This window comes from Psychromonas sp. MME2, assembly GCF_040566515.1.
Classification (GTDB): Bacteria; Pseudomonadota; Gammaproteobacteria; order Enterobacterales; family Psychromonadaceae; genus Psychromonas.
The window spans coordinates 322,317-347,817 of record NZ_JBEWXI010000002.1; the positions used below are offsets into that span (position 1 = coordinate 322,317).

Below are 25,501 nucleotides of genomic sequence, written 5' to 3' on the forward strand. Positions count from 1 at the left end.
AAGTGTAATAATAAAGATCTTTAAAGATCTATATATACTACTAATACTATTGTTTTGATCTTATCTGTTTTCCTTTAGTCGATAAAAGAGTAAAATCCTGTTTAGCTTTTTAACTAATCTGTTTTGGAAAATAAATGAATTACCACGAATATTTTGATGTCATTGTTGTAGGCGGTGGTCATGCCGGTACAGAAGCAGCTTCTGCTGCCGCTCGTATGGGTATGAACACGTTATTATTAACCCACAATATTGAAACATTAGGTCAAATGTCATGTAATCCTGCTATTGGTGGTATTGGCAAAGGTCATTTAGTTAAAGAAATTGATGCTTTAGGTGGTTTAATGGCTACGGCTGCAGATCTTGGCGGCATTCAGTTTAGAACGCTTAATTCAAGTAAAGGACCTGCAGTTCAGCTACCCGTGCTCAAGCCGATCGACTTCTATACAAAGCGGCTATAAGGGAAAAACTTGAAAACCAAGAAAACTTAAAAATATTCCAACAAGAAGTGGAAGATCTAACTGTTGAAAATGATCGCGTAACAGGGGTGATCACTAAAATGGGGGTGATTTTTTCTGCTAAAACGGTTGTTTTAACTGTTGGTACATTTTTAAATGGTTTAATTCATATAGGGCAAAAAAATTATAGCGGTGGTAGAGCTGGAGATCCTGCTTCAATCGGTCTTGCTCAACGCTTAAAATCATTACCTTTACGTATGGGAAGATTAAAAACGGGTACGCCAGCACGTATTGATGCTCGTAGTATTGATTTCTCAGTATTAGAAACACAGCATGGGGACGACATTACTCCGGTATTTTCTTTTTTAGGTAATCGCGCCCAACATCCAAGACAAATACCTTGCTATATAACCCATACCAATGAAAAAACGCATGATATTATTCGTAAAAATATACATCGTAGTGCTATGTACTCTGGTGTAATAGAAGGCATTGGACCTCGTTATTGTCCCTCTATCGAAGATAAAATAAGTCGTTTTTCGGATAAAAATTCACATCAAATCTTTGTTGAACCAGAAGGGTTAACCACCCATGAAATATACCCTAATGGTATATCAACAAGTTTACCCTTTGATGTGCAAATTGAATTTATCCGTTCAATGAAAGGTTTTGAAAATGCGTTTGTAACTCGTCCTGGTTATGCGATTGAATATGATTATTTTGATCCTCGTGATCTTAAATCAACATTAGAAAACAAATATATTGCAGGTTTATTTTTTGCTGGGCAAATCAACGGCACAACGGGTTATGAAGAAGCTGGCGCTCAAGGTTTATTAGCCGGTATGAATGCAGGTTTATTCGTACAAGAAAAAGAAGGATGGTGTCCACGTAGAGATCAAGCTTATTTAGGTGTATTAGTTGACGATCTTTCTACATTAGGTACAAAAGAACCGTATCGCATGTTTACGAGTCGTGCTGAATACCGTTTATTATTACGTGAAGATAATGCCGATGCCCGTTTAACAGAAAAAGGTCGTGAAATTGGATTGGTTGATGATATCCGTTGGCAAGCTTTTAGTGAAAAACAAGAAGCAATAGAAATTGAGTTACAACGTTTAAGAAATCAGTGGATTAACCCTACATCTAGTAATGCCAATGAAATTAATGCACTGCTGAAAACACCAATGCAGCGTGAAAGTACTTTGGAAGCGATGATTCGCCGACCAGAAGTTAGTTATGAAGGTTTGATGTCTATTGAAGGATTAGGCCCTGCTATCGAAAATCCACAGGCTGCAGAGCAAGTTGAAATTAAAATAAAATATCAGGGATACATCGATCGTCAATTAGAAGAGATTGAAAAACTCAAACGTCATGAAAATACATTATTACCACAGGATTTAGATTATTCAGCAATAAAAGGGTTATCTAATGAAGTCCTGACCAAGTTAATGGATATTAAACCTGAAAATATAGGTCAAGCATCTCGTATTTCTGGTATAACACCTGCAGCCATTTCTATTTTACTTATTTATCTGAAAAAAAATGGTTTAAGACAGAAGGCGATATAAAATGAATTTGCTCGATGAATTACAGCTGATGCTTGAAAAAACCTCTTTGCAAGTAACTGAAATACAAAAAGATAAGTTAATAAAACTTGTTGAGTTACTTAGTAAATGGAATAAGGCTTACAATCTCACTTCTGTTCGAGATCCTAAGCAAATGCTTGTTAAGCATATTATGGATAGTATCGTCGTTTCACCATATATCCAAGGTAAACGATTAATTGATGTTGGTACAGGCCCTGGTTTGCCTGGTTTACCTTTAGCAATATTAAATCCAGATAAAGAATTTGTATTATTAGATAGCTTAGGAAAACGGATTCGTTTTATCCGTCAAGCAATACTTGAACTTGGATTAAAAAATGTTACAACGGTACAAAGTCGAGTTGAAGAATATCAACCAGAAGAAAAATTTGATGTAGTATTGAGTCGTGCATTTGCTTCTCTACACGATATGCTTTTTTGGTGTAAACATTTACCCAATGAAAAAGGTCACTTTTTAGCTTTAAAAGGACAATTTCCAGAGATTGAAATTGCACAATTAAACGAGTCATTTGAATTTATAGAGTCAATTTCCTTACAAGTACCAAATCTTGAAGGTGAACGTTGCTTAGTAAAAATAAAAGGCATCTAATTTTAGTCTTAATTATTAACATATATAGAGTATATTTTTGTGGGCAAAATAATTGCAATAGCAAACCAAAAAGGTGGTGTGGGGAAAACAACAACCTGTGTGAATCTTGCGGCTTCTATGGCGGCAACGAAACGCAAAGTATTGGTGATTGATTTATATCCACAAGGAAATGCGACAATGGGGAGCGGTATTGATAAATATGAAGTTGCCCATAGTGCTTATGATTTATTGATTGATCAATTACCTCTTGATCAAGTCATTGAAAGTAACACATCTGGTGGTTATGACTTGGTTGCTTCTAATAGTGATGTCACTGCTGCAGAAGTTAAATTAATGGAGTTTTTTGCTCGAGAAACGCGTTTACGCACTGCCTTGGAAAAATATAAAAATAAATATGATTATATTTTTATAGATTGTCCGCCATCATTAAATATGCTTACCGTTAATGCCATGACAGCTTCTGATTCTGTTTTAGTTCCTATGCAATGTGAATATTTTGCACTAGAAGGTTTAACAGCTCTTATTGATACAATCAGCAAATTGGCCTCTGTTGTGAACTCAGAGCTTAAAATAGAAGGCATTCTACGTACAATGTATGATCCTCGTAATCGTTTATCATCGGATGTATCGGATCAATTAAAAAAACATTTTGGCGATAAAGTTTATCGAACCATTATTCCACGTAATATTCGTCTTGCTGAAGCGCCAAGTTTTGGTACGCCAGTGATGTATTATGATAAATCATCGAATGGTGCTCGTGCATATTTAGCACTAGCCGGTGAAATATTAAGACGAGAAGAGCAATTTGCAAACCAAAATGTAGAAACAGCCTAAATAGGAATGAACATGTTGGCGAAAAAACGAGGTCTAGGAAAAGGACTCGACTCATTATTAAGTAGTAGTACGGTTAACCGTAATAAACAGGTTTCTCATGATTTTAATGCAGAGAAAACACAGCAGCTTGTCGATGATGTAAAAGGTAGCTTAATTGATATAGAGGTTAATTTTTTACAGCCTGGGAAGTATCAACCTCGTCGAGATATGTCTAGCGAAGCATTAGATGAGTTGGCTAATTCTATTCGTGCTCAAGGCATCATACAACCATTGGTAATTAGGGAAACCGGTCATCAAAAATATGAGATAATTGCTGGTGAGCGCCGTTGGCGAGCTGCAAAATTAGTTGGCTTAGAATATGTCCCTTGCTTAATTAAAAATGTAGAAGATAACGCAGCGATAGCCATTGCACTTATTGAAAATATTCAGCGTGAAAATCTTAATGCGATGGAAGAAGCTATTGCATTAAAGCGACTTCTTGAGGAGTTTGAGCTTACCCATAATGAGGTTGCAAAAGCAGTCGGTAAATCATGAATAACGGTCAGTAACTTGTTACGTTTAAATAATTTGGATGAAAACGTAAAAGTATTACTCGAACACGGTGATATTGAAATGGGGCATGCACGAGCATTACTTAGCTGCAATCATGATTTACAGTCGGATTTCTATCTAAGATTGTCGTTGCTAAATCACTTAATGTGCGTGAAACAGAACGCTTAGTTAAAAATTCATTAACCCCAAAAATAATTAAAAACGCCCCTCCTCCTTGCGAAAAAACAGAGCAAATTATTGAAAAATTTCAAAAAATATTTGGTTTAAATGTAACTGCTAAAATAGGAGCTAAGGGAGCTGGAAAATTAGTGATAGATTATTCATCTGTCCATGATTTAGATATATTAATAAATAATATTGAAATAAAAAAGAGTAATAATTGATGTTATTCTGTGACAAAGAGTCTATTTTGTAATGATTTTATTTAAAATGTTAAATGTAGCAGGTTGCTTGTTATATTTGCAGGCTCTCTCAATATTGCATTGAACAATTTTGTCGGTATACTTTGATTTATGTCATTAAAACAATCACTAATTGCTTTTATTGATATATTTTAAGTGGTAAAAGGGAATCATAATGGTTGCTAAAATCGTAAAGAAAAATCAGCGAGCTGGTTTTCGTTTACTTGCTTTTCAATTATTAATTATGCTTTTTTTAGCATTGATTTTAACAGTGTTTTCTTCAGTTAAATCTGGTTATTCAGCATTAGCTGGGGGAATAACTTTTACACTTCCTAATATTATTTTTGTTTTAATGGCTTTTGCACATGCAGGGGCGAGCAAAACAAAGCTAATTATTAGGGGGTTTTATGGCGGAGAGGCTATTAAAATCGTATTAACTGTTATTTTATTTAGTATTTTTTTGGGTTATTTTAAGCTGTCTTTATTAGCTTTTTATAGCGCTTTTTTTTGCTTATTAATATCACAGTGGTTCGCGCCTTTCTTTTTTCACAATAATAACGGGATGAAAAATGACAGCTAAAGATGAAGTATTAACTTCTTCAGCGTATATCCAACATCACCTGACCAATGCACAAATGTGTACTGTTGATGGTGGCATAGCATTTAATCATGCGTGTGCGGATGCTGGTTTTTGGACTTGGCATATTGACTCACTCCTGTTTTCAGTTGGCTTAGGTGTTCTGTTCTTGTTTATTTTTTACAAGGTTGGACAAAAAGCAACAACTGGTGTCCCTGGCAAATTTCAATGTTTTGTAGAACTACTCGTTGAATTTGTTAATAACTCGGTAAAAGACTCTTTTCATGGTCGTAGCCCGGTTATTGCACCATTAGCTCTGACTATTTTCGTCTGGATTTTCCTGATGAACTTAATGGATCTAATCCCTGTTGACTTTGTACCTGAAGCCGCCAAGCAGTTGCTAGGTGTTCCTTATCTTAAAATAGTACCAACAACCGATTTAAATACCACTTTTGGCCTTTCGCTAAGTGTATTTGCATTGATGGTTTACTATACAATTAAGATCAAAGGCGCTGGTGGGTTTGTAAAAGAGCTAACCTTGCAACCTTTTAATCATTGGGCATTTATTCCTGTTAATTTAGTACTGGAAACAATCTCTTTGATAGCGAAGCCAATTTCATTGTCACTTCGTTTGTTTGGTAACCTGTACGCAGGTGAGTTGATCTTTATTCTGATTGCATTAATGCCTTGGTGGACGCAAGCAGCACTCTCAGTGCCATGGGCGATATTCCACATTTTGGTTATTGTGCTACAGGCCTTTATTTTTATGATGCTGACAATTGTATACCTCAGCATGGCGCATGAAGATCACTAATATTAACGACTTAATTTTATATAATTTTTAAATATTCTTGGAGAAAAAAATGGAAACTATTATCAGCTCTACGGCTATTGCTGTTGCACTTATGATTGGTCTAGCGGCATTTGGTACAGCGGTAGGTTTTGCTCTATTAGGTGGTAAATTCTTAGAAGCAACTGCACGCCAGCCAGAGCTTGGTCCTGCATTACAAACTAAAATGTTTATCGTAGCTGGTCTATTAGATGCTATCTCTATGATCGCAGTTGGTGTTGCATTATTCTTTGTATTTGCAAACCCATTCCTAGCTCAACTACCAGCTTAGTAACGGATCCTCTAATTTACATAATTATTAAGGAGCTGTTATGAATATAAACGCAACCCTTTTAGGCCAAGCTATTGCATTTGCATTTTTTGTTTGGTTCTGTATGAAGTTTGTGTGGCCTCCATTAATTGCGGCAATCGAAGCTCGCCAAAAGTTAATTTCGGATGGCTTAACGCAGGCTGAACGTGCAGCTAAAAATCTTGAATTAGCAAAAGTTAAAGCATCGGAAAGTTTAAAAGAGGCTAAATCGCAAGCAGTTGTTATTATTGAACAAGCTAACAAGCGACGTACGCAAATTGTTGAAGAAGCTAAAGCTGAAGGTGAAATCGAGCGTCAAAAAATTATTACGCAAGGTCAAGCCGAAGTAGAAGCTGAACGTAATCGTGCTCGTGAAGAGTTACGCCAACAAGTTTCTACTCTTGCTATTGCAGGTGCAGAGAAAATTATTAAGCGTACTATTGATAAAGAAGCGAACAGCGACATTATTGATAAATTGGTTGCTAAACTATAAGGAATGAGCTTATGTCTGAATTGACTACTGTAGCTCGTCCTTATGCAAGAGCTGCTTTTGAATTTGCTGTTGAAAATAACACAATTGATGCTTGGACTGACATGTTGTCATTTGCTGCTGAAGTTGTAAAAAATCCAGTTATAGCTGAATTTGTAAAAAGTGATAAAGCGGTACAAGAGCTAGCCAATTTATTTCTTAATGTTTGTGGCGATCAACTCGATGAGAATGGTCAAAACTTGATTAAGGTAATGGCTGAAAATGGACGTTTGAGTGTTTTGCCTCGCGTAGCACAACTCTATGCTGAATTAGAAAATGAGTATAAAAAAGAGGTCGATGTATTAGTCGTCTCTGCATATGCTTTAACTAAAAAGCAAAAAGATGAGTTGAGTGAATCGTTAGAAAAACGTCTCGCACGAAAAGTAAACCTAAATTGTAGTATTGATAAATCGCTTATTGCCGGCATGGTAATTACAGCGGGAGACTTAGTCATTGATAGCTCAGCGAGCAGTCAATTAAGTCGATTATCTAAAACTTTACAATCTTAATGGGAAATTAGCATGCAACTGAATTCCACAGAAATTAGCGATATTATCAAGCAACGAATTTCTAAATTTGAAGCGGTAAGTGAAGCTCGTAATGAAGGAACAATTGTTTCCGTAAGCGATGGTATTATTCGTATTAACGGCCTTGCTGACTGTATGCAAGGTGAGATGATTGAATTACCAAATGGTAGTTTTGCTATGGCACTAAACCTTGAGCGAGACTCAGTCGGTGCGGTAGTAATGGGGCCTTATTTAGATCTTAAAGAAGGGCAAAAAGTTAAATCAACGGGTCGTATTCTAGAAGTACCAGTTGGTAAAGGTTTATTAGGTCGTGTTGTAAACACCTTAGGTGAGCCTATTGATGGAAAAGGACCGATTATAAATGACGGTTTTTCTCCAGTAGAGGTTATTGCACCGGGTGTTATCGACCGTAAATCAGTTGACCAAGCGGTACAAACTGGTTGGAAAGCGATTGATTCAATGGTTCCAATTGGTCGTGGTCAACGTGAATTAATTATCGGTGACCGCCAGGTAGGTAAAACAGCTATTGCGATTGATGCTATTATCAATCAAAAATCAGTTGGCCTATATTCAATATATGTTGCTATCGGCCAAAAAGCGTCAACAATTGCAAACGTAGTACGTAAACTTGAAGAGCATGGCGCGCTTGAAAATACCATCGTTGTTGTTGCATCTGCTTCTGAAGCTGCTGCTCTGCAATATTTAGCGCCTTACTCTGGCTGTTCAATGGGTGAGTATTTCCGTGACCGTGGTGAAGACGCACTGATTGTATATGATGACCTTTCTAAACAAGCTGTTGCTTATCGCCAAATTTCATTACTGCTAAAACGTCCACCGGGTCGTGAAGCTTACCCTGGTGATGTTTTTTATCTACATTCACGCCTACTAGAGCGAGCTTCTCGTGTTAGTGAGCATTATGTTGAAAAATTCACTAAAGGTGCTGTGAAAGGTAAAACAGGTTCTTTAACTGCATTACCTATCATTGAAACGCAAGCAGGTGACGTATCGGCATTCGTACCAACGAACGTTATATCTATTACCGATGGTCAAATATTCTTAACGACAGAGTTATTTAATAATGGTACTCGTCCAGCGGTTGATCCAGGTATATCTGTATCGCGTGTTGGTGGTGCTGCACAGTGTAAAGTTATTAAAAAACTAGCTGGTGGTATCCGTACCGCACTTGCTCAATATCGTGAGTTAGCGGCTTTTGCTCAGTTTGCTTCTGATTTAGATGATGCTACGCGTAAGCAGCTTGACCACGGTAAGAAAGTAACAGAGTTGATGAAGCAGAAGCAATATTCTCCAATGTCAATTATGGAGCAAGCATTATCACTATTTGCAGCAGAGAAAGGTTATCTTATTGATGTTGAAGTTGAAAAAATATTAGACTTTGAAGCATCCCTTCTTTCTTACGCTAAAAATGAGCATGCTGATTTCTATGCCCAAATTAATGAAACTGGTGATTATAGCAACGAAATTGAAGAGAAATTCAAGGCTATCTTGGAGTCTTTCAAAGCGACGCAAACCTGGTAATTAGTTTAACTACTTAGGTAGTTAACTAATCATTAATTAGGAGTAGGAAATGGCAGGCGATAAAGAAATTAGAAATAAGATCGCGAGTATTAAAAACACTCAAAAGATCACTGGTGCCATGCAAATGGTCGCAGCATCAAAAATGCGACGCGCACAGGAGCGAATGGCTAGTTCGCTTTCATATGCGAATACTATGCGCAAAGTGATCGGTCATATCGCACTTGGTAAATTGGAATATCACCACCCTTATCTTGAAGAAAGAGAAATTAAGCGTGTTGGTTATATTGTCATTTCAAGTGATCGTGGTTTATGTGGTGGTTTAAATATTAATTTATTTAAACCAGTTATTGCACAAATGCAGCAATATTCTGAAACTGGAGTAGAAGTTGATTTAGTTGCTATAGGCTCTAAAGCAGCCTCATTTTTCAATAACTTAGGCGCAAATGTTGTTGCTCAAGTTTCTAATTTGAGTGATCAACCTGCAGTTAGTGATTTAATCGGTTCGGTTAAAGTTATGCTAGATGCCTACGATCAAAATAAACTCGATCGCTTATATATAGTGAACAATAAATTCATTAATACCATGGTACAAGAACCATCAGTAAATCAATTATTACCTTTACCAAAAGCGGAAGGTGATAAAGAGGTGGCTAATGATCTCTGGGATTATATATACGAAGGTGAAGCTAAGGATATTTTAGATTCATTGTTAATTCGTTATGTTGAATCCCAGGTGTATCAAGGCGTTGTCGAGAACTTAGCTTGTGAACAAGTTGCTCGTATGGTTGCGATGAAAGCTGCAACGGATAACGCTAGTGACATCATTGATGAATTACAACTTGTTGCCAATAAAGCACGTCAATCCGCAATTACTCAGGAAATTTCTGAGATTTGTGCTGGTGCTGCTGCGGTATAAGCAAATTAACATACTTAAGATTTTAGAGGATCAGAGATGAGTACAGGTAAAATCGTTCAGATTATCGGTGCTGTTGTGGATGTAGAATTTCCACAAGATGCTGTACCGAATATATACAGCGCATTGATCGTGACTGCAAAGAATCTAACCATGGAAGTACAACAGCAAATTGGTGGCGGTGTTGTTCGCTGTATCGCCATGGGTGCTTCAGATGGTTTAAGTCGTGGTTTAGAAGTAACAGATACAAAAGAAGCAATTTCAGTACCTGTAGGTTTGGCTACATTAGGCCGTATCGTGAATGTATTGGGTGAGCCTATCGATGAATGTGGGCCTATTGCTTCGGAAGAAAAATATGCTATTCACCGAGAGCCACCTTCATATGAAGAACAATCTAGTGCAACAACATTACTAGAAACCGGTGTTAAAGTTATCGACCTTGTTTGCCCATTTGCAAAAGGTGGTAAAATAGGTCTATTTGGTGGTGCGGGTGTTGGTAAAACCGTCAATATGATGGAGCTTATCAATAATATTGCATTGAAACATTCAGGTTTATCAGTATTTGCAGGTGTGGGTGAGCGTACTCGTGAAGGTAATGATTTTTACTTTGAGATGCAAGAAGCTGGCGTTGTAAATATAGAAAAACCAGAGTTATCAAAAGTAGCGATGGTTTACGGTCAAATGAATGAGCCACCAGGTAACCGTTTACGCGTTGCGTTAACAGGTTTAACTATGGCTGAACGTTTCCGTGATGAAGGTAAAGACGTATTATTATTTATCGATAATATATACCGTTACACGCTAGCAGGAACAGAAGTATCTGCACTATTAGGCCGTATGCCTTCAGCCGTTGGTTACCAACCAACTCTAGCTGAAGAGATGGGGGTTCTACAAGAGCGTATTACTTCAACTAAAACGGGTTCTATTACGTCTATCCAAGCGGTATACGTACCTGCGGATGATTTAACAGATCCATCACCAGCAACTACTTTTGCTCACTTAGATGCAACGGTTGTATTGTCACGTAACATCGCATCGCTGGGTCTTTACCCTGCAATCGATCCTCTTGACTCAACTTCACGTCAACTTGATCCCTTAGTAGTTGGTCCAGAGCACTATAATGTTGCTCGTGGTGTACAAGGCATTTTACAACGTTATAAAGAGCTCAAAGATATTATTGCTATTTTGGGTATGGATGAGTTATCAGAAGAAGATAAACTCGTTGTTGCTCGAGCTCGTAAGATTGAGAAATTCCTTACTCAACCTTATCATGTTGCTGAAGTCTTTACTGGTCAGCCTGGCATATATGTATCACTTAAAGATACATTAGCTGGCTTTAAAGGGTTAATTGCTGGTGATTTCGATGATATTCCTGAACAGGCTTTTCTATATGTAGGAACTATTGACGAAGCGGTTGAAAAAGCAAAAGGCTTGTAATAACCGGAGGTTACTATGACTACTAAGGCTATGACCACACATTTAGATGTAGTAAGCGCTGAAAAATCTATTTTTTCAGGGCGAGTTTCACATGTACAAGTGTCTGGTCAGGAAGGTGAATTAGGCATCATGCCTGGTCACACACCTCTGTTAACACCAATTAAACCAGGAATGGTGCAATTGGTAAAACAACACGGTGAAGAAGAAGTTATTTATATATCAGGCGGCTTTATTGAAGTTCAACCTGGTGGTGTAACTGTATTGGCTGATACAGCTATTCGTGGCGTCGATTTAGATAAAGCGAAGGCTGAAGAAGCTAAACGTTCTGCAGAACAGCAGATTGCTCATCCTTCTAAGGATATTGACTACGCGCTTGTAACAGCACAGTTAGCACAAGCAGTAGCACAATTGCGAGCAATTAAGTTAACACGCAAGAAGTAAATTAACTTTATACAAAAAAGGCGATCATTGGATCGCCTTTTTTATTTTAATTACTGTTTTTTTGTATAGCTAACCAATATATTAACTCTTCTTTTCCTGTTTTAGATAAACCATAAACACCTCTTTGTATTTTATCAAACCAACCATAATAGTTTTGATATAAGATACTGTTAGCTTGCTTTTCAATGATATTTTTATGGATTTCAGCGCCTGTTGCTTGGTGATATTCATTTAGGTATTGAGCAACCCTGATAGTGCGTTGTCTATAAGCCGTTAATCCCCCTTTTTTCCGAGTCGCGCCTCCTTCTTGGGTATCGCCTATGCGTGTCGAAAATTCCTTTAGTAACGCTTTCTGTTTGGGTTTGTTTTTTCTTGGTTGATAATCCTTTGGATTGCAAACAACTTCTACATAACTCTGTGATTTTTGAATATCAACAATAATCAACCCGATACCTAACCGTGCTATTAATTTTTTAACTTGTTTGCTTTTTTTCTTATAAATTGGGATGTTTTTAGGTATTGCAATATAGACATCATCACTAAGTGTAAAACGTTCTACTGCTTGCATTAATAGGGTAATATTAAGCTTTAATTTTAACTCTATAATTAAAATTTGCTCATCTCCGCCACTATTTTTTACAGCAACAATATCGCAATCTTTAATTTCGCCTTTTACTCTATAGTCGCGAGTTTCAAGGAACTGTTTTATTGGTAAATAGAGATCGGTTTCTTGTCTTGGAATCGTCATATATATGATACTTATTAGCTAAATGATAACTGTTTTATAAAATGAATGGTTGTTTATCATCAAGGCAAATATTCTATTATGTCTATGCCAAAAAAACTGTTCTTGGTATTGTTTTTGTCGGCCTAGTATATAATCCGTACCAAATTAATGGACCTTGATACGTTCACTTGTTGATTAACATTGCTATCATTAGCATCTAATAGGTATAATAACCACCATTTATCTATCAACTCAAAGCCGAAATCATGCAAAAATTCGATACTAAAACATTTCAAGGGCTGATTCTTGCGTTGCAAGATTTTTGGGCTCGTAATGGTTGTGCTATTGTCCAGCCTCTCGACATGGAAGTAGGAGCGGGTACCTTTCACCCTCAAACTTTCTTACGTTCAATAGGCCCTGAGCCGATGAGCAGTGCCTATGTACAACCGTGTCGTCGTCCAACTGATGGTCGTTATGGTGAAAACCCTAATAGACTACAGCATTATTACCAATTTCAAGTCGTATTAAAGCCATCTCCAAAAAATATTCAAGAACTTTATTTGCAGTCACTTGAGGAGATAGGCATAGATACTTCTATCCATGATATTCGTTTTGTGGAAGATAATTGGGAATCACCAACATTAGGTGCTTGGGGACTTGGTTGGGAAATATGGCTAAATGGTATGGAAGTCACTCAATTTACTTATTTCCAACAAGTTGGTGGCCTTGAATGTGCACCAGTTACTGGTGAAATAACCTATGGCCTTGAGCGTCTTGCTATGTATATTCAAGGGGTTGATAGCATTTATGATTTACTCTGGACTGATGGCCCATTAGGACGCGTAACCTATGGTGATATATTCCATCAAAATGAGGTAGAGCAATCTACCTATAATTTTGAACATGCAGATGTAGAAGCGTTATTCGCACAGTTTGATCAATGTGAACAAGACAGCCAAAAATTAATTGCAGCGGGTTTACCTTTGCCGGTTATGAGCAAGTAATGAAAGCTTCACATGCCTTTAACTTATTAGATGCTCGTCACGCAATATCTGTGACGGACGTCAACGTTATATTTTACGTGTACGTACTTTATCGAAAGCAGTTGCTGAAGCTTATTATAGCGCCCGTGAAGCGTTAGGTTTCCCACTTTGTAAAGCACAAGACAAATAGAGGCGAGTCACATGTCACAAGAAAATTTATTAATTGAACTAGGTACGGAAGAGTTACCTCCTAAGTCTTTACGTAAGCTTGCCGAAGCATTTGCAAATAATTTCCAAGCTGAATTAGAAAAATCCGAACTCGCTTTTGAAAATGTTCGGTGGTTAGCTTCTCCTCGTCGATTAGCGCTTATTGTAAAAGGGTTAGCTTCTACTCAACCTGATAAGGTTATTGATAAACGTGGTCCAGCTGTTAATGTTGCTTTTAATGAAGCGGGTGAAGCAAGTCAGGCTGCATTGGGCTGGGCTCGTTCTAATGGCATAACAATTGAAGAGGCTGACCGTTTAGTCACAGATAAAGGCGAGTGGTTGTTATTCAAATCGGAAGTGAAGGGCTTACCTGTTGAGCAACTTATTCCAAGTATTGCGGCATCTGCATTATCTAAATTACCGATACCTAAACCGATGCGCTGGGGCTCTGCTAGTACTCAATTTATTCGTCCAATTCACACTGTCTGTATGCTGTTTGGTAGCCAATTAATAGCAGGTGAATTATTAGGGATAGAATCTGCGCGTATTATCCGCGGTCATCGTTTTTTAGGTGAAGCTGAACTTACGCTTGATCACGCTAATAATTATGAAAAAATATTAGATGATAGCGGTAAAGTTATTGTCGATTATGAACGCCGTAAAGCCATCATTCGCGATCAAGTCGAAGCGGTTGCTGCCCATGAAAATGGTATCGCAGCGATAGATGAAGACCTCCTTGAAGAAGTGACATCATTAGTTGAATGGCCAGTTACCTTGGTTGGCTCTTTTGAGGAAAAATTCTTAGCGGTTCCTTCAGAAGCACTGATTTATACAATGAAAGATAACCAGAAATATTTTCCTGTTTTAGATAAGTCTGGAAATTTATTACCGCGTTTTATTTTCGTTTCAAATATTGTTAGTCGTGACCCTTCTCAAGTCATTAGTGGTAATGAAAAAGTTGTTCGTCCCCGTTTAGCTGATGCTGAATTCTTCTTTGAAACCGATAAAAAGAAATCATTAGCGAGTCGTTTAGAGTCCTTATCAAGCGTCTTATTCCAACAACAATTAGGCACTTTAAAAGAAAAATCAGAACGTATCGCTAACATCGCTGAAGATATTGCCGTGCAAATAAAAGCGGACACTAAACATGCGCAACGCGCGGGGTTATTATCTAAAACCGATTTAATGACTGAAATGGTGATGGAATTCCCCGATGTCCAAGGCGTGATGGGAATGTATTATGCCCGACATGATTGTGAAGACGATGAAGTTGCTATTGCTTTAAATGAACAATATTTACCACGTTTTTCTGGTGATGAATTACCAACCTCTTTAGTTGCTTGCGCAGTATCTTTGGCTGATAAGCTCGATACGCTAGTAGGTATATTCGGCATTGGCCAAGCACCTAAGGGTGATAAAGACCCATTTGCACTTCGTCGCGCAGCTATCGGATTATTACGTATCATTACGGATAAAAATTTAGATTTGGATATGGTTGAATTGGTTGAAATTGCCAAAGCACAATATGGCTCAAAACTCACAAACAATAATGTTTCTAATGATGTTGTTGATTTCTTATTTGCACGCCTCCCTTCTATTTATCAAGCAAGTGGTTATTCACTTGAGTTGATTCAATCAGTATTGGATCGTCGTCCGACTAAGCCTGTTGATTTTGAAAAACGTATTCAAGCAGTTGCTAAATTCCAAGAGCTACCTGAAGCATCTCCTATCGCAGCCGCCAATAAACGTATTGGTAATATTTTAGCGAAAGTGACTGGTGTTATCAGTAGTGATATTGATAAGTCTTTGCTTGAAGCTGATGCAGAAAAAGCGTTGTACGCGATTTTAACCGCCCTAGAAAGCAAATTAAGCCCTCTTTTTGCATCAGGAGACTACGAGTCAGCATTGTTTGAACTTGCATCTCTACAAGCGCCTGTAGACCTGTTCTTCGACAATGTCATGGTGATGGATGAAAATGAGTCAGTTAAACAAAATCGTTTAGCGCTATTAGCCCGTTTACGTCAATTATTTTTAAATGTAGCTGATGTCTCTGTTTTATAGAGATGATTAACTAACAATATTATTTGTATTGCTAATTTCAAAGCTCAGTAATTACTGAGCTTTTTTGTTTCACGTGAAACATATAAATTTATAGAGGAAAAAATGCCCTATTCTATTTTTGGAAATAAATTTACTCGTCATTCTGGTATTACAGAATTAATGGATGATCTTAACCAAGGTGTTCAAGGTGGTGATGACTTGTTAATGTTGGGAGGAGGAAACCCAGCCACTATTCCTGAAATAGAAATAACAATACAAGGTCTATTACAAAAATTACTTGATCAAGGTAAGTTGTTAAAAACACTGGCAAATTATGATGGACCACAGGGGAAAAATAGTTTTATTGATGCCCTCGTTGAACTTTTCAATGAGCTGTATGATTGGGGCTTAACCGCAGACAATATTATGTTGACGAATGGGAGTCAAAGTGCATTTTTCTACCTGTTTAATTTATTAGCTGGTGATTTTAAAGCAGGAAAAAAACGTAAAATTTTATTTCCACTTGCACCAGAATATATAGGCTATGCAGATGCCTGTGTCAGTGAAGATGTTTTTGTTGCTGTTAAACCGAAAATATCAGAACTTGAAAATAGACACTTTAAATACCATGTTGATTTTGATGCATTAAAAATTGACGATGATATCGCTGCCATTTGTGTTTCTCGCCCCACTAATCCAACGGGAACGTTTTAACGGATGATGAAATTGAAAAATTAGATAAATTAGCGCATGAAAATAATATTCCCCTGATTATTGATAATGCCTATGGTGTGCCATTTCCTAATATGATTTTTGCGGATGTAACCCCTTTTTGGAATGAAAACACAATCATTTGTTTGAGTTTATCTAAATTTGGTTTACCTGGTGCTCGTTGTGGTATTGTTATCGCAAACCCTAAAATAGTTAAGGCAATGTCTAACTTGTCGGGAATAATGGCTTTATCACCCGGTTCTATTGGGCCTGAGATTGCATTGCCATTAGTTAAAAGCAGAGATATTTTAAAATTAAGTGATCAGGTCATTAAACCCTTTTATCAAAATAAATCGCAACGCGCCATACAACTATTACAAGATAAAATTAAAAGCCCTAATTTTAGAATCCATGAAGCAGAAGGTGCACTCTTCTTGTGGTTATGGTTTAAAGATTTGCCAATCAGCTCTGATTCATTATATAAAATACTCAAAAAGAAAGGCGTCATCGTTGTCTCTGGTCATTATTTTTTTCCTGGTTTATCTCAACAATGGCCGCATACGAATGAATGTATTCGTTTAAACTATGCACAATCTGAAACGGTATTAGTGCGAGCTATTGATATTATTGCTGATACAATTAATGCTTTGTATGAAACTGGGAGCGTTTAATCTGTTCCACGTGAAACAAATTAAATGATATTAATGAATAAATCACTCCTATTAGAAGCGTTAAAAAACACATTCCCCGTATTGTGTGGTTATATTCCGATGGGCATGGCATTTGGTATACTCTTTAATGAACTTGGCTTTCATTGGATATATGCCACATTGATGGCGACTATTATTTACGCTGGTGCAGCACAATTTATTGCTGTTGGTTTGTTAGCAAATCATGCTAATTTGATTGAAGTCGCTATTGCTACATTGCTTTTAAATTCCCGCCATATGTTTTATGGTATCACACTACTTAATAAATTTAAGACCAGTTGGCTACGAAAAATGTATCTAATTTTTGGACTTACCGATGAGACCTATTCTTTGTTAACGGGTACGCGTCCTGTGGAAGAACAAGGGAAAACTAATTTATACCTATTAATTACGTTTCTGAATCATAGTTATTGGATAATCGGTTGTACTTTTGGTGCTATTATCGGCGCGAATATCAATGTAAATACTTCCGGATTAGAGTTTACCCTTCCTGCATTATTTATGGTATTAGTGATCGAGCAATATAAATCGATTCGAGAGCCATGGCCATTTTTGATGGCTGCAGTTATCGCATTTATATCAATCTGGCTTTTTAGCCGCGATAATATGTTACTAATGTCTATTTTAGTTTCCATTATAGCCTTGCTAATTTCACAGCGAAAACAAATCGCAAATGATGAGATCGAGCAGAGGAACCTATAAATGCAAGATAGCTATTACCTTTTATTATTTGTTAGCGTTATGGCTATTGTTACTTTTATTACCCGTGCATTACCGTTTGTTGTACTTTATAAAGTAAGTGAACACCCTGTATTGATTTATTTAGGGCGTTACTTACCACCGGTTGTGATGGTTTTATTATTGATTTATTGTTTTCGCGATCTACGTTTTAATGAATTTACAGATGGTCCAGCAGAAATATTAGCACTACTTTTAGTTATCACTCTGCATTTATGGCGTGGTAATGCTCTGTTTAGCATTATGGGAGGTACTGCTCTTTATATGTATATCTGTCAGAATTCAATACTATTTAGTTAACAAAATCAGTTCGAATAAAATGAAAAAATCAGTTTAGTTTCACGTGGAACATGTGGTGTTAAATTGTTATTTTAGATAGTCGGTTCTTTGTTAGGGTATTATTACTAAATAGTTAGTAGCGGCAACAGCTTTCTATATTTTCATAGCATTCAATTATGCATATTTCCTAAAAGATAATAAAAAAGCCAGCTTGAGAAGCTGGCTTTTTATTAGTATAAACTTACTTTAAAGTTATTAAATATCTAAATTTTCTACACGTAGTGCATTTTCTTCGATAAATTGACGACGCGGCTCTACATTATCACCCATTAGAGTCGAGAATAGTTGATCTGCACCCACAGCATCTTCTATTGTCACTTGTAACATATGGCGTGTATTTGGATCCATCGTTGTATCACATAGCTGGTCTGGATTCATTTCACCTAGTCCTTTATATCGTTGGATGTATAAACCACGCTTAGACTCATTCATGAGCCAGTTAACAGCATCAATAAAATTACTAACTTCTTTTGTACGCTCGCCACGCTTGATATAAGCGCCCTCTTCAAGAACATCTGTTATTTCATTCCCGATAGAGACTAAAGAGCTATAACCGTCTGAGCCAAAATATTCTTCATCAAAGGTAAATTTAGTATCTACACCATGTTTACGTACAGTGATGATCACTTTATTTGTTAATTCATCTTCAGAAAGAACAACATCAGCACTATAAATAGTCCCTTGTAAATCTTCACTATTTAACGTTTCAATTAAGTCATTAGCCCAATTAGTTGTATGGGTCTTATCGGAAAGATTATCTACCGTTAATTCTGGTTTATAGATAAGTTTATCTAGAATTTGTACCGGGAAACGACGTTTTAAACGTTCAATCGTATCTTGTACCGCACGGTAACGTTGTATTAAACCTTCAAGTGCGATCCCTGATATTCCTGGTGCTTCAGCATTTACGTGTAAAGAAGAGTTTTCCATTGCTAATGTGGTTAAATATTTTTGTAACTCAAATTCATCTTTAACGTAAGTTTCTTGCTTACCTCTTTTGACTTTATAGAGAGGCGGTTGTGCAATATAGATATAACCATGTTCGATAAGTTCTGGCATTTGACGATAAAAGAAAGTCAGTAGCAATGTACGAATATGCGAACCATCAACATCGGCATCGGTCATAATTATTATGCGATGGTAACGTGTTTTTTCTGGATTATATTCGTCACGGCCAATTCCACAACCTAGCGCAGTAATTAGCGTTGCAACTTCCTGTGAAGATAGCATCTTATCAAAGCGCGCTTTTTCTACATTTAGAATTTTACCTTTAAGCGGTAAAATAGCTTGGTTTTTACGATTTCTTCCCTGCTTAGCGCTGCCGCCAGCAGAATCCCCTTCCACTATGTATAGTTCAGAAAGCGCTGGATCTTTTCCTGACAATCTGCTAGTTTACCTGGTAAACCAGCTAAATCGAGAGCACCTTTACGACGTGTCATATCACGCGCTTTACGAGCGGCTTCTCGTGCTCTAGCTGCATCAATAATTTTAGCTGTAATTATTTTTGCTTCAGCAGGATTTTCTAGTAAGAATTCTTGTAATTTCTCACTCATTGTACTTTCAACTATCGGACGTACTTCCGATGAAACTAAGCGATCTTTCGTTTGTGATGAGAATTTTGGGTCGGGCACTTTAACAGATATTACTGCTGTTAGGCCTTCGCGTGAGTCACCGCCTTCCGTTGATGTTTTGTTTTTGTTGTTTTTTACTTTAGCAAACTCATTTTCCATGTAATTATTTAGAGTACGAGTTAAGCCTCCACGGAAACCTGTTAAATGAGAACCACCATCACGCTGGGGAATATTATTAGTAAAGCAGTAGATGTTTTCTTGGAAACCATCATTCCACTGCATTGCTACTTCAACGCTTATATTGTCTTCACCTTCAACGGCAAAGTGAAATATTTTTTGGTGAACAGGGGTTTTATTTTTATTTAAAAATTCGATGAAAGATTTAATACCACCTTCGTAACAAAAGTGATCCGATTTATCTTCTTCGCGTTTATCAATTAATTTAATTGAAACTCCCGAGTTTAAAAAAGAGAGTTCGCGCAATTTTTTAGCTAGAATATCATAGTGAAAAAGAACATCTGAAAAAGTCTCTTTACTTGGCCAAAAACGAATTTCAGTCCCCGTTTGTTCAGAGTCACCAATGATGGCCAATGGTGCTTCTGGTACGCCATTGTTATATGTTTGTTGATGTATTTTGCCACTTCGTTTTACTGTCAAACGTAGTTTGCTAGAAAGTGCGTTTACAACAGAGACACCAACACCATGTAAACCACCCGATACTTTATAAGAATTATCGTCAAACTTACCGCCAGCATGCAATACCGTCATGATCACTTCGGCTGCAGAAACCCCCTCTTCTTTATGGATATCTACTGGTATTCCACGACCATTATCACGCACAGAAACACTGCCGTCAGTATGGATAGTTGTAATGATGTCACTACAATGGCCAGCTAACGCTTCATCTATAGAGTTATCCAGTATTTCAAATACCATGTGGTGTAAACCAGTACCATCATCAGTATCGCCAATATACATACCAGGACGCTTTCGTACCGCATCTAACCCTTTTAGTACTTTTATATTTGACGAATCATAACTATTTTCAGCCATAATACTTTCACCTATTTTACTGTAATCTTGCCATGTTCCACGTGAAACATGGTGCGTTGATGTCCAAACAAAGTCTCAATGTTATCTTTTTCTATAACAGAAACAAAGAGTTGAGCATCGGAATTGCTAATGTGTTTTGCTAATATAGATTGTTTGGCCTAATTTAACTCAGAACTAAAATCATCGATTAAAAAAACACACTGTTTATTATTCATTGAGTTTAAAAATAATCCTTGTGCAAGGCGCAAGGCGTAAACAAATAGTTTTAGCTGCCCTCTTGATAAAACATCACTAACGGGTAGCTTATTTATTTTAAATCTTAAATCAGCCTTTTGCGGACCAGCTGTTGTATAGCCAAGCTGTTTGTCGCGCATAAAATTATCTGCTAAATAATTTTGCAGTGACTTATTGTTTTTATCCCACCCACAAAAGAATTGGCTGCTAATAGTAAAGTCAGGCAAAAAGTCTTTAAGGGTTGTTTCCACTAGTGGCATCAACAGATTAAAATAAGCTTCTCTCTGTACTGTCAGCAGCTCACTTAAATGACAAAGCTCATTATCCCATACTTGTAGCTCTTTGTAAGTCTTACATTGCTTTAAAGCGGCATTACGCTGCTTTAATAGTCGCTTTATGCGAGCCCAGTTATGGTAAAAGTGCTGATCATGATAAAAAACGCCCCAGTCTAAGTAAGCTCGTCTATTTTTGGGACTTCCCGATAACAAAGTATGACTTTCTGGTGTGATTAATTGTATGGGTAAATATTGCGTTAACATGGCTAAATTCTTAGCATATATACCATTTATTTTAACGATACTATCGCCATTATGTGATTTTTTTAGCCCTATCGGGGTTAATATATTTTGTTGCTGATTAATTTCACCATATAGGGTAAATTCAGTGGACTCATAATTAATAACACGGTTATTAAGATGAGTGCGAAAAGAACGCCCAAGGCCAAGAAAGTAGATTGCTTCAAGTAGTGATGTTTTACCACTACCATTAGCACCAACAATAATATTAATTTTGTGATTAAAAGTCAGGTTAGCTGAGTGAATATTACGAAACTGATTTATTATCAATTTGTCTAAAGGCATTAACCAAGACTCTTAATTAGTAAATAATATAGGATATTAATAGACTATAAACGCATTGGCATTAGAACATAGAGAGAGTCTTCACTATCAATAGATTCAATTAATGCGCTATGATCAGATGAGCTAAAAGTTATTTTTACCTGATCACTTTTAATTGTATTTAAAACATCCAATACATAACTTACATTAAAGCCAATTTCTAGTTCTGCAGAGTGGTAATTCACATCAATATACTCTTCAGCTTCTTCGCGCTCTGGATTATTTGCGGTTATCTGTAAAAGATTTTCTGAGAGTGTTAAGCGCACGCCTCTAAACTTTTCATTGGACAAAATAGCAGCGCGTGAAAAAGCTTGTTTAAGTGTTTCTCTGCTCGAAATTAACTCTTTATCACCGTTGCGTGGAATAACGCGACGATAATCAGGAAAGCGACCATCTACTAATTTAGTCGTAAAAATAAAGCCATCAATAATTGCACGTAGGTTATTGTGACCAATTTGAATGGTCACATTTGCTTGTTCATCATCCAGCAGCTTAACTAATTCAATCACCCCTTTTCTAGGTACTATTACCGATTGCTCACTAATGGCTTCAGAGAGTGAAATTGAACACGAGGCGAGTCGATGTCCATCCGTTGCAACACTACGTAAAGCTTGACCAGAAGCCTCAAAATACATGCCATTTAGGTAATAACGAACATCTTGGCTAGCCATGGCAAATTGGGTTAGTTCTATCAGTTTTTTAAATTCCGCCTGTGCAACGGTAAACTCTAGCAAACTTTGCCATGATTCTATATTTGGAAAATCGGCTGCAGGTAATGATGATAGTAAGTAACGACTACGTCCAGAGCGTATGGTTACTTTGTTTTCTTTTACTTCAAACGTTATTTCACAAGGGCCTGATAATCCTCTGCAAATATCTAACAATTTACGTGCAGGGACAGTTATTTCACCTTCTTTAGATGGGTGCTCTAGGGGGATTTGTGTAATTAGCTCTACTTCAAGGTCAGTACCCGTAAGACTTAATATATTGTCTTTTACAACAATAAGTATATTACCCATTATAGGTAAAGCCGGACGCCCTCCTGCAACTGAACTAACGACTAACTGTAATGGGCGGAGAAATGCGTCTCTAGAAATGGTAAACAGCATAATATAAATAACCTTGTAGCAATTACATTGAAAGTGTACGGATCAGGATTTTATAATCTTCTTGAATATCATTATTTTCACGGCGTAATTCAGCTACCTTACGACAAGCATGTAAAACCGTAGTGTGATCACGTCCACCAAATGCTTCGCCAATTTCAGGCAAGCTATGTTGGGTTAATTCTTTAGCTAAAGCCATCGCTATTTGTCTAGGACGAGCAACGGTTCGAGTGCGTCTTTTTGATGACATATCTGAGGTTTTTATGCGGTAATGTTCTGCGACGACCTTTTGAATATTATCAATAGTTGTCTGTTTGGTGTGTACCGCTAACATATCACGCAGCGCATCCTGTACTAAAGATATCGTAATATCTTGTCCTGTAAATTGTGCTTTTGCTGAAATATTTGCAATCGCCCCTTCTAATACGCGAACATCGGTAATGGTTAGACGTTTGGCAATAAAGAAAGCAACATCATCGGGTAATTTTAAGCCGCGCTCTTCTGCTTTAGTTATTAATATCGCAACACGGGTTTCTAATTCCGGTGGATCGATGGGGATAGATAATCCCCAACCAAAACGAGTACGCAGTCGTTCATCAATGCCTTCAATCTCTTTTGGAAAACGGTCACTGGTTAATATAACTTGCTGATGTGCATCGAGCATCGAATTGAAAGTTTGAAATAGTACTTCTTGAGAACGATCTTTACCGGCAAAAAAATGAATATCATCAATTAATAGTGCATCAAGTGATGCGTAGTATTCTTTGAACTGTTCGATAGTATTGTTGCGGATTGCATTGATCATATCCTGCACAAAACGTTCTGAGCGAATATAGACCACTTTGCTTTCTGGATTTTCTGCCAGAATCGCATTACCTACAGCATGTAAAAGATGGGTTTTCCCTAATCCTGGATGGGCATATAAGAACAGAGGATTGTAAACATCACCGGGATTTTCTGCTATTTGCTTTGTTGTTGCGAGGGCAAAGTTATTCGATTTACCCTCAACAAAATTTTCAAAAGTATATTTTTTAATTAAATTACTTTTGTGCGCGACACTGTTCGCTTTACTTTCACCTTCCCACGGCTGGTTGTCATTATTGACAACGGCGCTACTTTTTTGTGGTTCATCTGCATTTGCTGTACCGACCAGTAAGCGAATTTTAATTGTTTGCTTTGGATTTTCTTGATGAGCAAGTTGTTGAACTTTGCTTTCAATAATATCCATGTATTTATTACGTACCCATTCACTTGTGTATTTGTTGGGAGAGTAGAGAGAAAGCGTTGAATCTTTGAAATTTGCTTGTAACGGTCGCAACCAAGTACTGAAGTCACCCATTGACAGTTCGTCTTTTAATTGTGCTAAGCACTCTTGCCAAATTTCGAGGGACATCGTTCACTCCAGTAATTTATTTTCGGGCGCATAATTCTACCGATAAGATCGCTTTTTCGCCACAAGATCTAGTAATAAATAAATAAAAAAGATCCTTGTATTTATACTCGTTAGGTGCAACTAAATTCAATTTAGCAATATTAAGCCTAGATGAGAGAAGGATATAGGTATTAAGTCGTTCATGATCCCAGGCACAATAAATAAAATAAGCAAAGATCATTGATAGATCCTTGCTTATTAATCACGCTTCTATATAATCCCCACACCCTGACTTTTGAGTCTGGATCACAGTTTAAATTAATCGATATTAAGCTAACGCTTTTATGGAAAACGATTTAATCTGCTTGAAAGAAGCATCTCTGATTGACTTTTGGTCAATCAATACATAGAATTCGCTCTCTTTTTAATCGGCTAACTCTTTTTCTTTATTATTTATGATTTGCTCATTGAGCGATTTACCAATAATAAGCTAAAAATAGTGGCTACTGTACAGTACTTAACTAATAAGTGGAAAAGAGCATGAAACGTACTTTTCAACCTAGCAACATTAAGCGTAAGCGTTCACACGGCTTCAGAACTCGTATGGCGACTAAAAATGGTCGTAACGTACTAGCTCGTCGTCGTGCTAAAGGCCGCGCAAGCTTAAGCGCATAATCTACCAGACGTGGTAAATTATTCGTTTTCTCGGGAGTTACGTCTGTTAACTCCCGATGATTTTCAACCTGTATTTAAAAATGCTATCCCAGCAGTTTCACCGCACCTCACTCTTCTTGCCCGAAAAAATACATTAGATCACCCTCGTATAGGAATGGCTATTCCTAAAAAGCATATTAAACGTGCTGTAGGCCGTAATCGTATTCGTCGCATTATAAGAGAACAATTCCGTCATCAACAACAGCAACTGCCTGCAATTGATATTGTGGTTATTGCTAAAGCGGGTATTGCTGATTTATCAAATCAAGAAATTAATAAAATTTTGGATAAATTATGGCGAAAATTAGTACAGCGTTGCAGTGGATAATTATTAAATTTATTCGATTTTATCAAATAGCAATCAGTCCGATGATTGGGCCCCGTTGCCGTTTTACGCCAAGTTGCTCTCATTATGCGATCGAAGCGATAAAATTGCATGGAATAATAAAAGGATGTTGGCTAGCTGCTTCGCGTCTTATAAAATGTCAGCCTTTAAGTGAAGGTGGTTACGATCCTGTGCCTACTTGTTGTGTTAATAAAAATAAACCTAAATAAAAGAGATT

General features: G+C 37.1%; 21 protein-coding genes and 5 pseudogenes. 21 read left to right on the forward strand and 5 right to left on the reverse strand.

The window, feature by feature from the left end; all coding sequences use genetic code 11:
- The first annotated feature begins 134 nt into the window (after positions 1–134).
- From mnmG to AB1A03_RS01920, 13 genes and pseudogenes are all read left to right on the forward strand, one after another.
- Positions 135–2,023: pseudogene (gene mnmG / locus AB1A03_RS01860) on the forward strand (tRNA uridine-5-carboxymethylaminomethyl(34) synthesis enzyme MnmG).
- Between the two features lies 1 nt (position 2,024).
- The gene (rsmG, locus tag AB1A03_RS01865; protein ID WP_354622881.1) at positions 2,025–2,648 is read left to right on the forward strand and encodes a 16S rRNA (guanine(527)-N(7))-methyltransferase RsmG; all 624 of its coding nucleotides are present in this window, start codon (positions 2,025–2,027) and stop codon (positions 2,646–2,648) included.
- A 39-nt stretch (positions 2,649–2,687) separates the two neighbouring features.
- A complete protein-coding gene (locus AB1A03_RS01870) occupies positions 2,688–3,482 on the forward strand; it encodes a ParA family protein (RefSeq protein WP_354622882.1) in 795 nt (264 codons plus the stop codon).
- A gap of 12 nt (positions 3,483–3,494) precedes the next feature.
- Positions 3,495–4,417 (forward strand): annotated as a pseudogene (locus tag AB1A03_RS01875) (ParB/RepB/Spo0J family partition protein).
- A gap of 193 nt (positions 4,418–4,610) precedes the next feature.
- Complete coding sequence (locus tag AB1A03_RS01880; RefSeq protein WP_354622883.1) at positions 4,611–5,015, forward strand: ATP synthase subunit I; 405 nt, start codon at positions 4,611–4,613, stop codon at positions 5,013–5,015.
- Positions 5,005–5,826 carry a F0F1 ATP synthase subunit A gene (atpB, locus tag AB1A03_RS01885; protein ID WP_354622884.1) on the forward strand — a complete coding sequence of 274 codons (822 nt, stop codon included), beginning with the start codon at positions 5,005–5,007 and terminating at the stop codon, positions 5,824–5,826. Before AB1A03_RS01880 ends, atpB begins: the two co-directional genes overlap by 11 nt.
- 49 nt (positions 5,827–5,875) lie before the next feature.
- Positions 5,876–6,133 carry a F0F1 ATP synthase subunit C gene (gene atpE / locus AB1A03_RS01890; RefSeq protein WP_354622885.1) on the forward strand — a complete coding sequence of 86 codons (258 nt, stop codon included), beginning with the start codon at positions 5,876–5,878 and terminating at the stop codon, positions 6,131–6,133.
- A gap of 40 nt (positions 6,134–6,173) precedes the next feature.
- Positions 6,174–6,644 carry a F0F1 ATP synthase subunit B gene (atpF, locus tag AB1A03_RS01895; RefSeq protein WP_354622887.1) on the forward strand — a complete coding sequence of 157 codons (471 nt, stop codon included), beginning with the start codon at positions 6,174–6,176 and terminating at the stop codon, positions 6,642–6,644.
- Between the two features lie 11 nt (positions 6,645–6,655).
- Positions 6,656–7,189, forward strand: coding sequence for a F0F1 ATP synthase subunit delta (atpH, locus tag AB1A03_RS01900; protein ID WP_354622888.1), 534 nt, complete (start codon positions 6,656–6,658; stop codon positions 7,187–7,189).
- A gap of 12 nt (positions 7,190–7,201) precedes the next feature.
- On the forward strand, positions 7,202–8,743 hold the full coding sequence (gene atpA, locus AB1A03_RS01905; RefSeq protein WP_354622889.1) for a F0F1 ATP synthase subunit alpha: 1,542 nt from the start codon (positions 7,202–7,204) through the stop codon (positions 8,741–8,743).
- Positions 8,744–8,792: 49 nt separating this feature from the next.
- On the forward strand, positions 8,793–9,659 hold the full coding sequence (gene atpG / locus AB1A03_RS01910; RefSeq protein WP_354622890.1) for a F0F1 ATP synthase subunit gamma: 867 nt from the start codon (positions 8,793–8,795) through the stop codon (positions 9,657–9,659).
- Positions 9,660–9,695: 36 nt separating this feature from the next.
- On the forward strand, positions 9,696–11,093 hold the full coding sequence (gene atpD / locus AB1A03_RS01915; protein WP_354622891.1) for a F0F1 ATP synthase subunit beta: 1,398 nt from the start codon (positions 9,696–9,698) through the stop codon (positions 11,091–11,093).
- A 15-nt stretch (positions 11,094–11,108) separates the two neighbouring features.
- Complete coding sequence (locus AB1A03_RS01920) at positions 11,109–11,534, forward strand: F0F1 ATP synthase subunit epsilon (protein WP_354622892.1); 426 nt, start codon at positions 11,109–11,111, stop codon at positions 11,532–11,534.
- Between the two features lie 46 nt (positions 11,535–11,580).
- Here the strand turns inward: AB1A03_RS01920 and AB1A03_RS01925 are convergent, their stop codons facing one another.
- Positions 11,581–12,282: a DUF2161 family putative PD-(D/E)XK-type phosphodiesterase gene (locus AB1A03_RS01925; RefSeq protein WP_354622893.1), complete on the reverse strand. Its 702-nt coding sequence runs from the start codon at positions 12,280–12,282 to the stop codon at positions 11,581–11,583.
- Positions 12,283–12,527: 245 nt separating this feature from the next.
- Between AB1A03_RS01925 and glyQ the strand changes: the two are divergent.
- The 5 genes and pseudogenes from glyQ (at position 12,528) to AB1A03_RS01950 (ending at position 17,950) form a co-directional block, all read left to right on the forward strand.
- Positions 12,528–13,402, forward strand: a pseudogene (gene glyQ, locus AB1A03_RS01930) (glycine--tRNA ligase subunit alpha).
- A gap of 43 nt (positions 13,403–13,445) precedes the next feature.
- Positions 13,446–15,512, forward strand: coding sequence for a glycine--tRNA ligase subunit beta (gene glyS, locus AB1A03_RS01935; RefSeq protein ID WP_354622894.1), 2,067 nt, complete (start codon positions 13,446–13,448; stop codon positions 15,510–15,512).
- A gap of 102 nt (positions 15,513–15,614) precedes the next feature.
- Positions 15,615–16,873 (forward strand): annotated as a pseudogene (locus AB1A03_RS01940) (valine--pyruvate transaminase).
- A 33-nt stretch (positions 16,874–16,906) separates the two neighbouring features.
- On the forward strand, positions 16,907–17,614 hold the full coding sequence (locus AB1A03_RS01945) for an AzlC family ABC transporter permease (protein WP_354622895.1): 708 nt from the start codon (positions 16,907–16,909) through the stop codon (positions 17,612–17,614).
- The gene (locus tag AB1A03_RS01950; protein WP_354622896.1) at positions 17,615–17,950 is read left to right on the forward strand and encodes a branched-chain amino acid transporter permease; all 336 of its coding nucleotides are present in this window, start codon (positions 17,615–17,617) and stop codon (positions 17,948–17,950) included.
- A gap of 234 nt (positions 17,951–18,184) precedes the next feature.
- Here the strand turns inward: AB1A03_RS01950 and gyrB are convergent.
- The 4 genes and pseudogenes from gyrB to dnaA form a co-directional block, all read right to left on the reverse strand.
- Positions 18,185–20,613: pseudogene (gene gyrB, locus AB1A03_RS01955) on the reverse strand (DNA topoisomerase (ATP-hydrolyzing) subunit B).
- Positions 20,614–20,771: 158 nt separating this feature from the next.
- Positions 20,772–21,707 (reverse strand): DNA replication/repair protein RecF, encoded by a 936-nt coding sequence (recF, locus tag AB1A03_RS01960; RefSeq protein WP_354622897.1) that lies wholly within the window; start codon positions 21,705–21,707, stop codon positions 20,772–20,774.
- Positions 21,708–21,751: 44 nt separating this feature from the next.
- Positions 21,752–22,855: a DNA polymerase III subunit beta gene (gene dnaN / locus AB1A03_RS01965; protein WP_354622898.1), complete on the reverse strand. Its 1,104-nt coding sequence runs from the start codon at positions 22,853–22,855 to the stop codon at positions 21,752–21,754.
- Between the two features lie 22 nt (positions 22,856–22,877).
- The gene (gene dnaA, locus AB1A03_RS01970; protein WP_354622899.1) at positions 22,878–24,245 is read right to left on the reverse strand and encodes a chromosomal replication initiator protein DnaA; all 1,368 of its coding nucleotides are present in this window, start codon (positions 24,243–24,245) and stop codon (positions 22,878–22,880) included.
- A gap of 519 nt (positions 24,246–24,764) precedes the next feature.
- Here dnaA and rpmH point away from each other — a divergent pair.
- Genes rpmH through yidD form a run of 3 tightly spaced genes read left to right on the forward strand, consistent with a single transcriptional unit; the run spans position 24,765 to position 25,493 of the window.
- The gene (gene rpmH, locus AB1A03_RS01975) at positions 24,765–24,899 is read left to right on the forward strand and encodes a 50S ribosomal protein L34 (RefSeq protein WP_015466401.1); all 135 of its coding nucleotides are present in this window, start codon (positions 24,765–24,767) and stop codon (positions 24,897–24,899) included.
- A gap of 10 nt (positions 24,900–24,909) precedes the next feature.
- Positions 24,910–25,266, forward strand: coding sequence for a ribonuclease P protein component (rnpA, locus tag AB1A03_RS01980; RefSeq protein WP_354622900.1), 357 nt, complete (start codon positions 24,910–24,912; stop codon positions 25,264–25,266).
- The gene (yidD, locus tag AB1A03_RS01985) at positions 25,233–25,493 is read left to right on the forward strand and encodes a membrane protein insertion efficiency factor YidD (protein WP_354622902.1); all 261 of its coding nucleotides are present in this window, start codon (positions 25,233–25,235) and stop codon (positions 25,491–25,493) included. Before rnpA ends, yidD begins: the two co-directional genes overlap by 34 nt.
- Positions 25,494–25,501: the final 8 nt, after the last annotated feature.

Excerpts from the sequence above, each read along its gene's own strand:
- atpA (WP_354622889.1), top strand. The coding sequence starts at position 7,202 with ATGCAACTGAATTCCACAGAAATTAGCGATATTATCAAGCAACGAATT.
- recF (WP_354622897.1), bottom strand. The coding sequence starts at position 21,707 with ATGCCTTTAGACAAATTGATAATAAATCAGTTTCGTAATATTCACTCA.
- AB1A03_RS01950 (WP_354622896.1), top strand. The coding sequence starts at position 17,615 with ATGCAAGATAGCTATTACCTTTTATTATTTGTTAGCGTTATGGCTATT.
- AB1A03_RS01880 (WP_354622883.1), top strand. The coding sequence starts at position 4,611 with ATGGTTGCTAAAATCGTAAAGAAAAATCAGCGAGCTGGTTTTCGTTTA.
- dnaA (WP_354622899.1), bottom strand. The coding sequence starts at position 24,245 with ATGTCCCTCGAAATTTGGCAAGAGTGCTTAGCACAATTAAAAGACGAA.
- rpmH (WP_015466401.1), top strand. The coding sequence starts at position 24,765 with ATGAAACGTACTTTTCAACCTAGCAACATTAAGCGTAAGCGTTCACAC.
- dnaN (WP_354622898.1), bottom strand. The coding sequence starts at position 22,855 with ATGCTGTTTACCATTTCTAGAGACGCATTTCTCCGCCCATTACAGTTA.
- atpD (WP_354622891.1), top strand. The coding sequence starts at position 9,696 with ATGAGTACAGGTAAAATCGTTCAGATTATCGGTGCTGTTGTGGATGTA.
- AB1A03_RS01945 (WP_354622895.1), top strand. The coding sequence starts at position 16,907 with ATGAATAAATCACTCCTATTAGAAGCGTTAAAAAACACATTCCCCGTA.
- atpB (WP_354622884.1), top strand. The coding sequence starts at position 5,005 with ATGACAGCTAAAGATGAAGTATTAACTTCTTCAGCGTATATCCAACAT.
- atpF (WP_354622887.1), top strand. The coding sequence starts at position 6,174 with ATGAATATAAACGCAACCCTTTTAGGCCAAGCTATTGCATTTGCATTT.
- atpH (WP_354622888.1), top strand. The coding sequence starts at position 6,656 with ATGTCTGAATTGACTACTGTAGCTCGTCCTTATGCAAGAGCTGCTTTT.
- atpG (WP_354622890.1), top strand. The coding sequence starts at position 8,793 with ATGGCAGGCGATAAAGAAATTAGAAATAAGATCGCGAGTATTAAAAAC.
- AB1A03_RS01920 (WP_354622892.1), top strand. The coding sequence starts at position 11,109 with ATGACTACTAAGGCTATGACCACACATTTAGATGTAGTAAGCGCTGAA.
- AB1A03_RS01925 (WP_354622893.1), bottom strand. The coding sequence starts at position 12,282 with ATGACGATTCCAAGACAAGAAACCGATCTCTATTTACCAATAAAACAG.
- glyS (WP_354622894.1), top strand. The coding sequence starts at position 13,446 with ATGTCACAAGAAAATTTATTAATTGAACTAGGTACGGAAGAGTTACCT.
- yidD (WP_354622902.1), top strand. The coding sequence starts at position 25,233 with ATGGCGAAAATTAGTACAGCGTTGCAGTGGATAATTATTAAATTTATT.
- atpE (WP_354622885.1), top strand. The coding sequence starts at position 5,876 with ATGGAAACTATTATCAGCTCTACGGCTATTGCTGTTGCACTTATGATT.
- rsmG (WP_354622881.1), top strand. The coding sequence starts at position 2,025 with ATGAATTTGCTCGATGAATTACAGCTGATGCTTGAAAAAACCTCTTTG.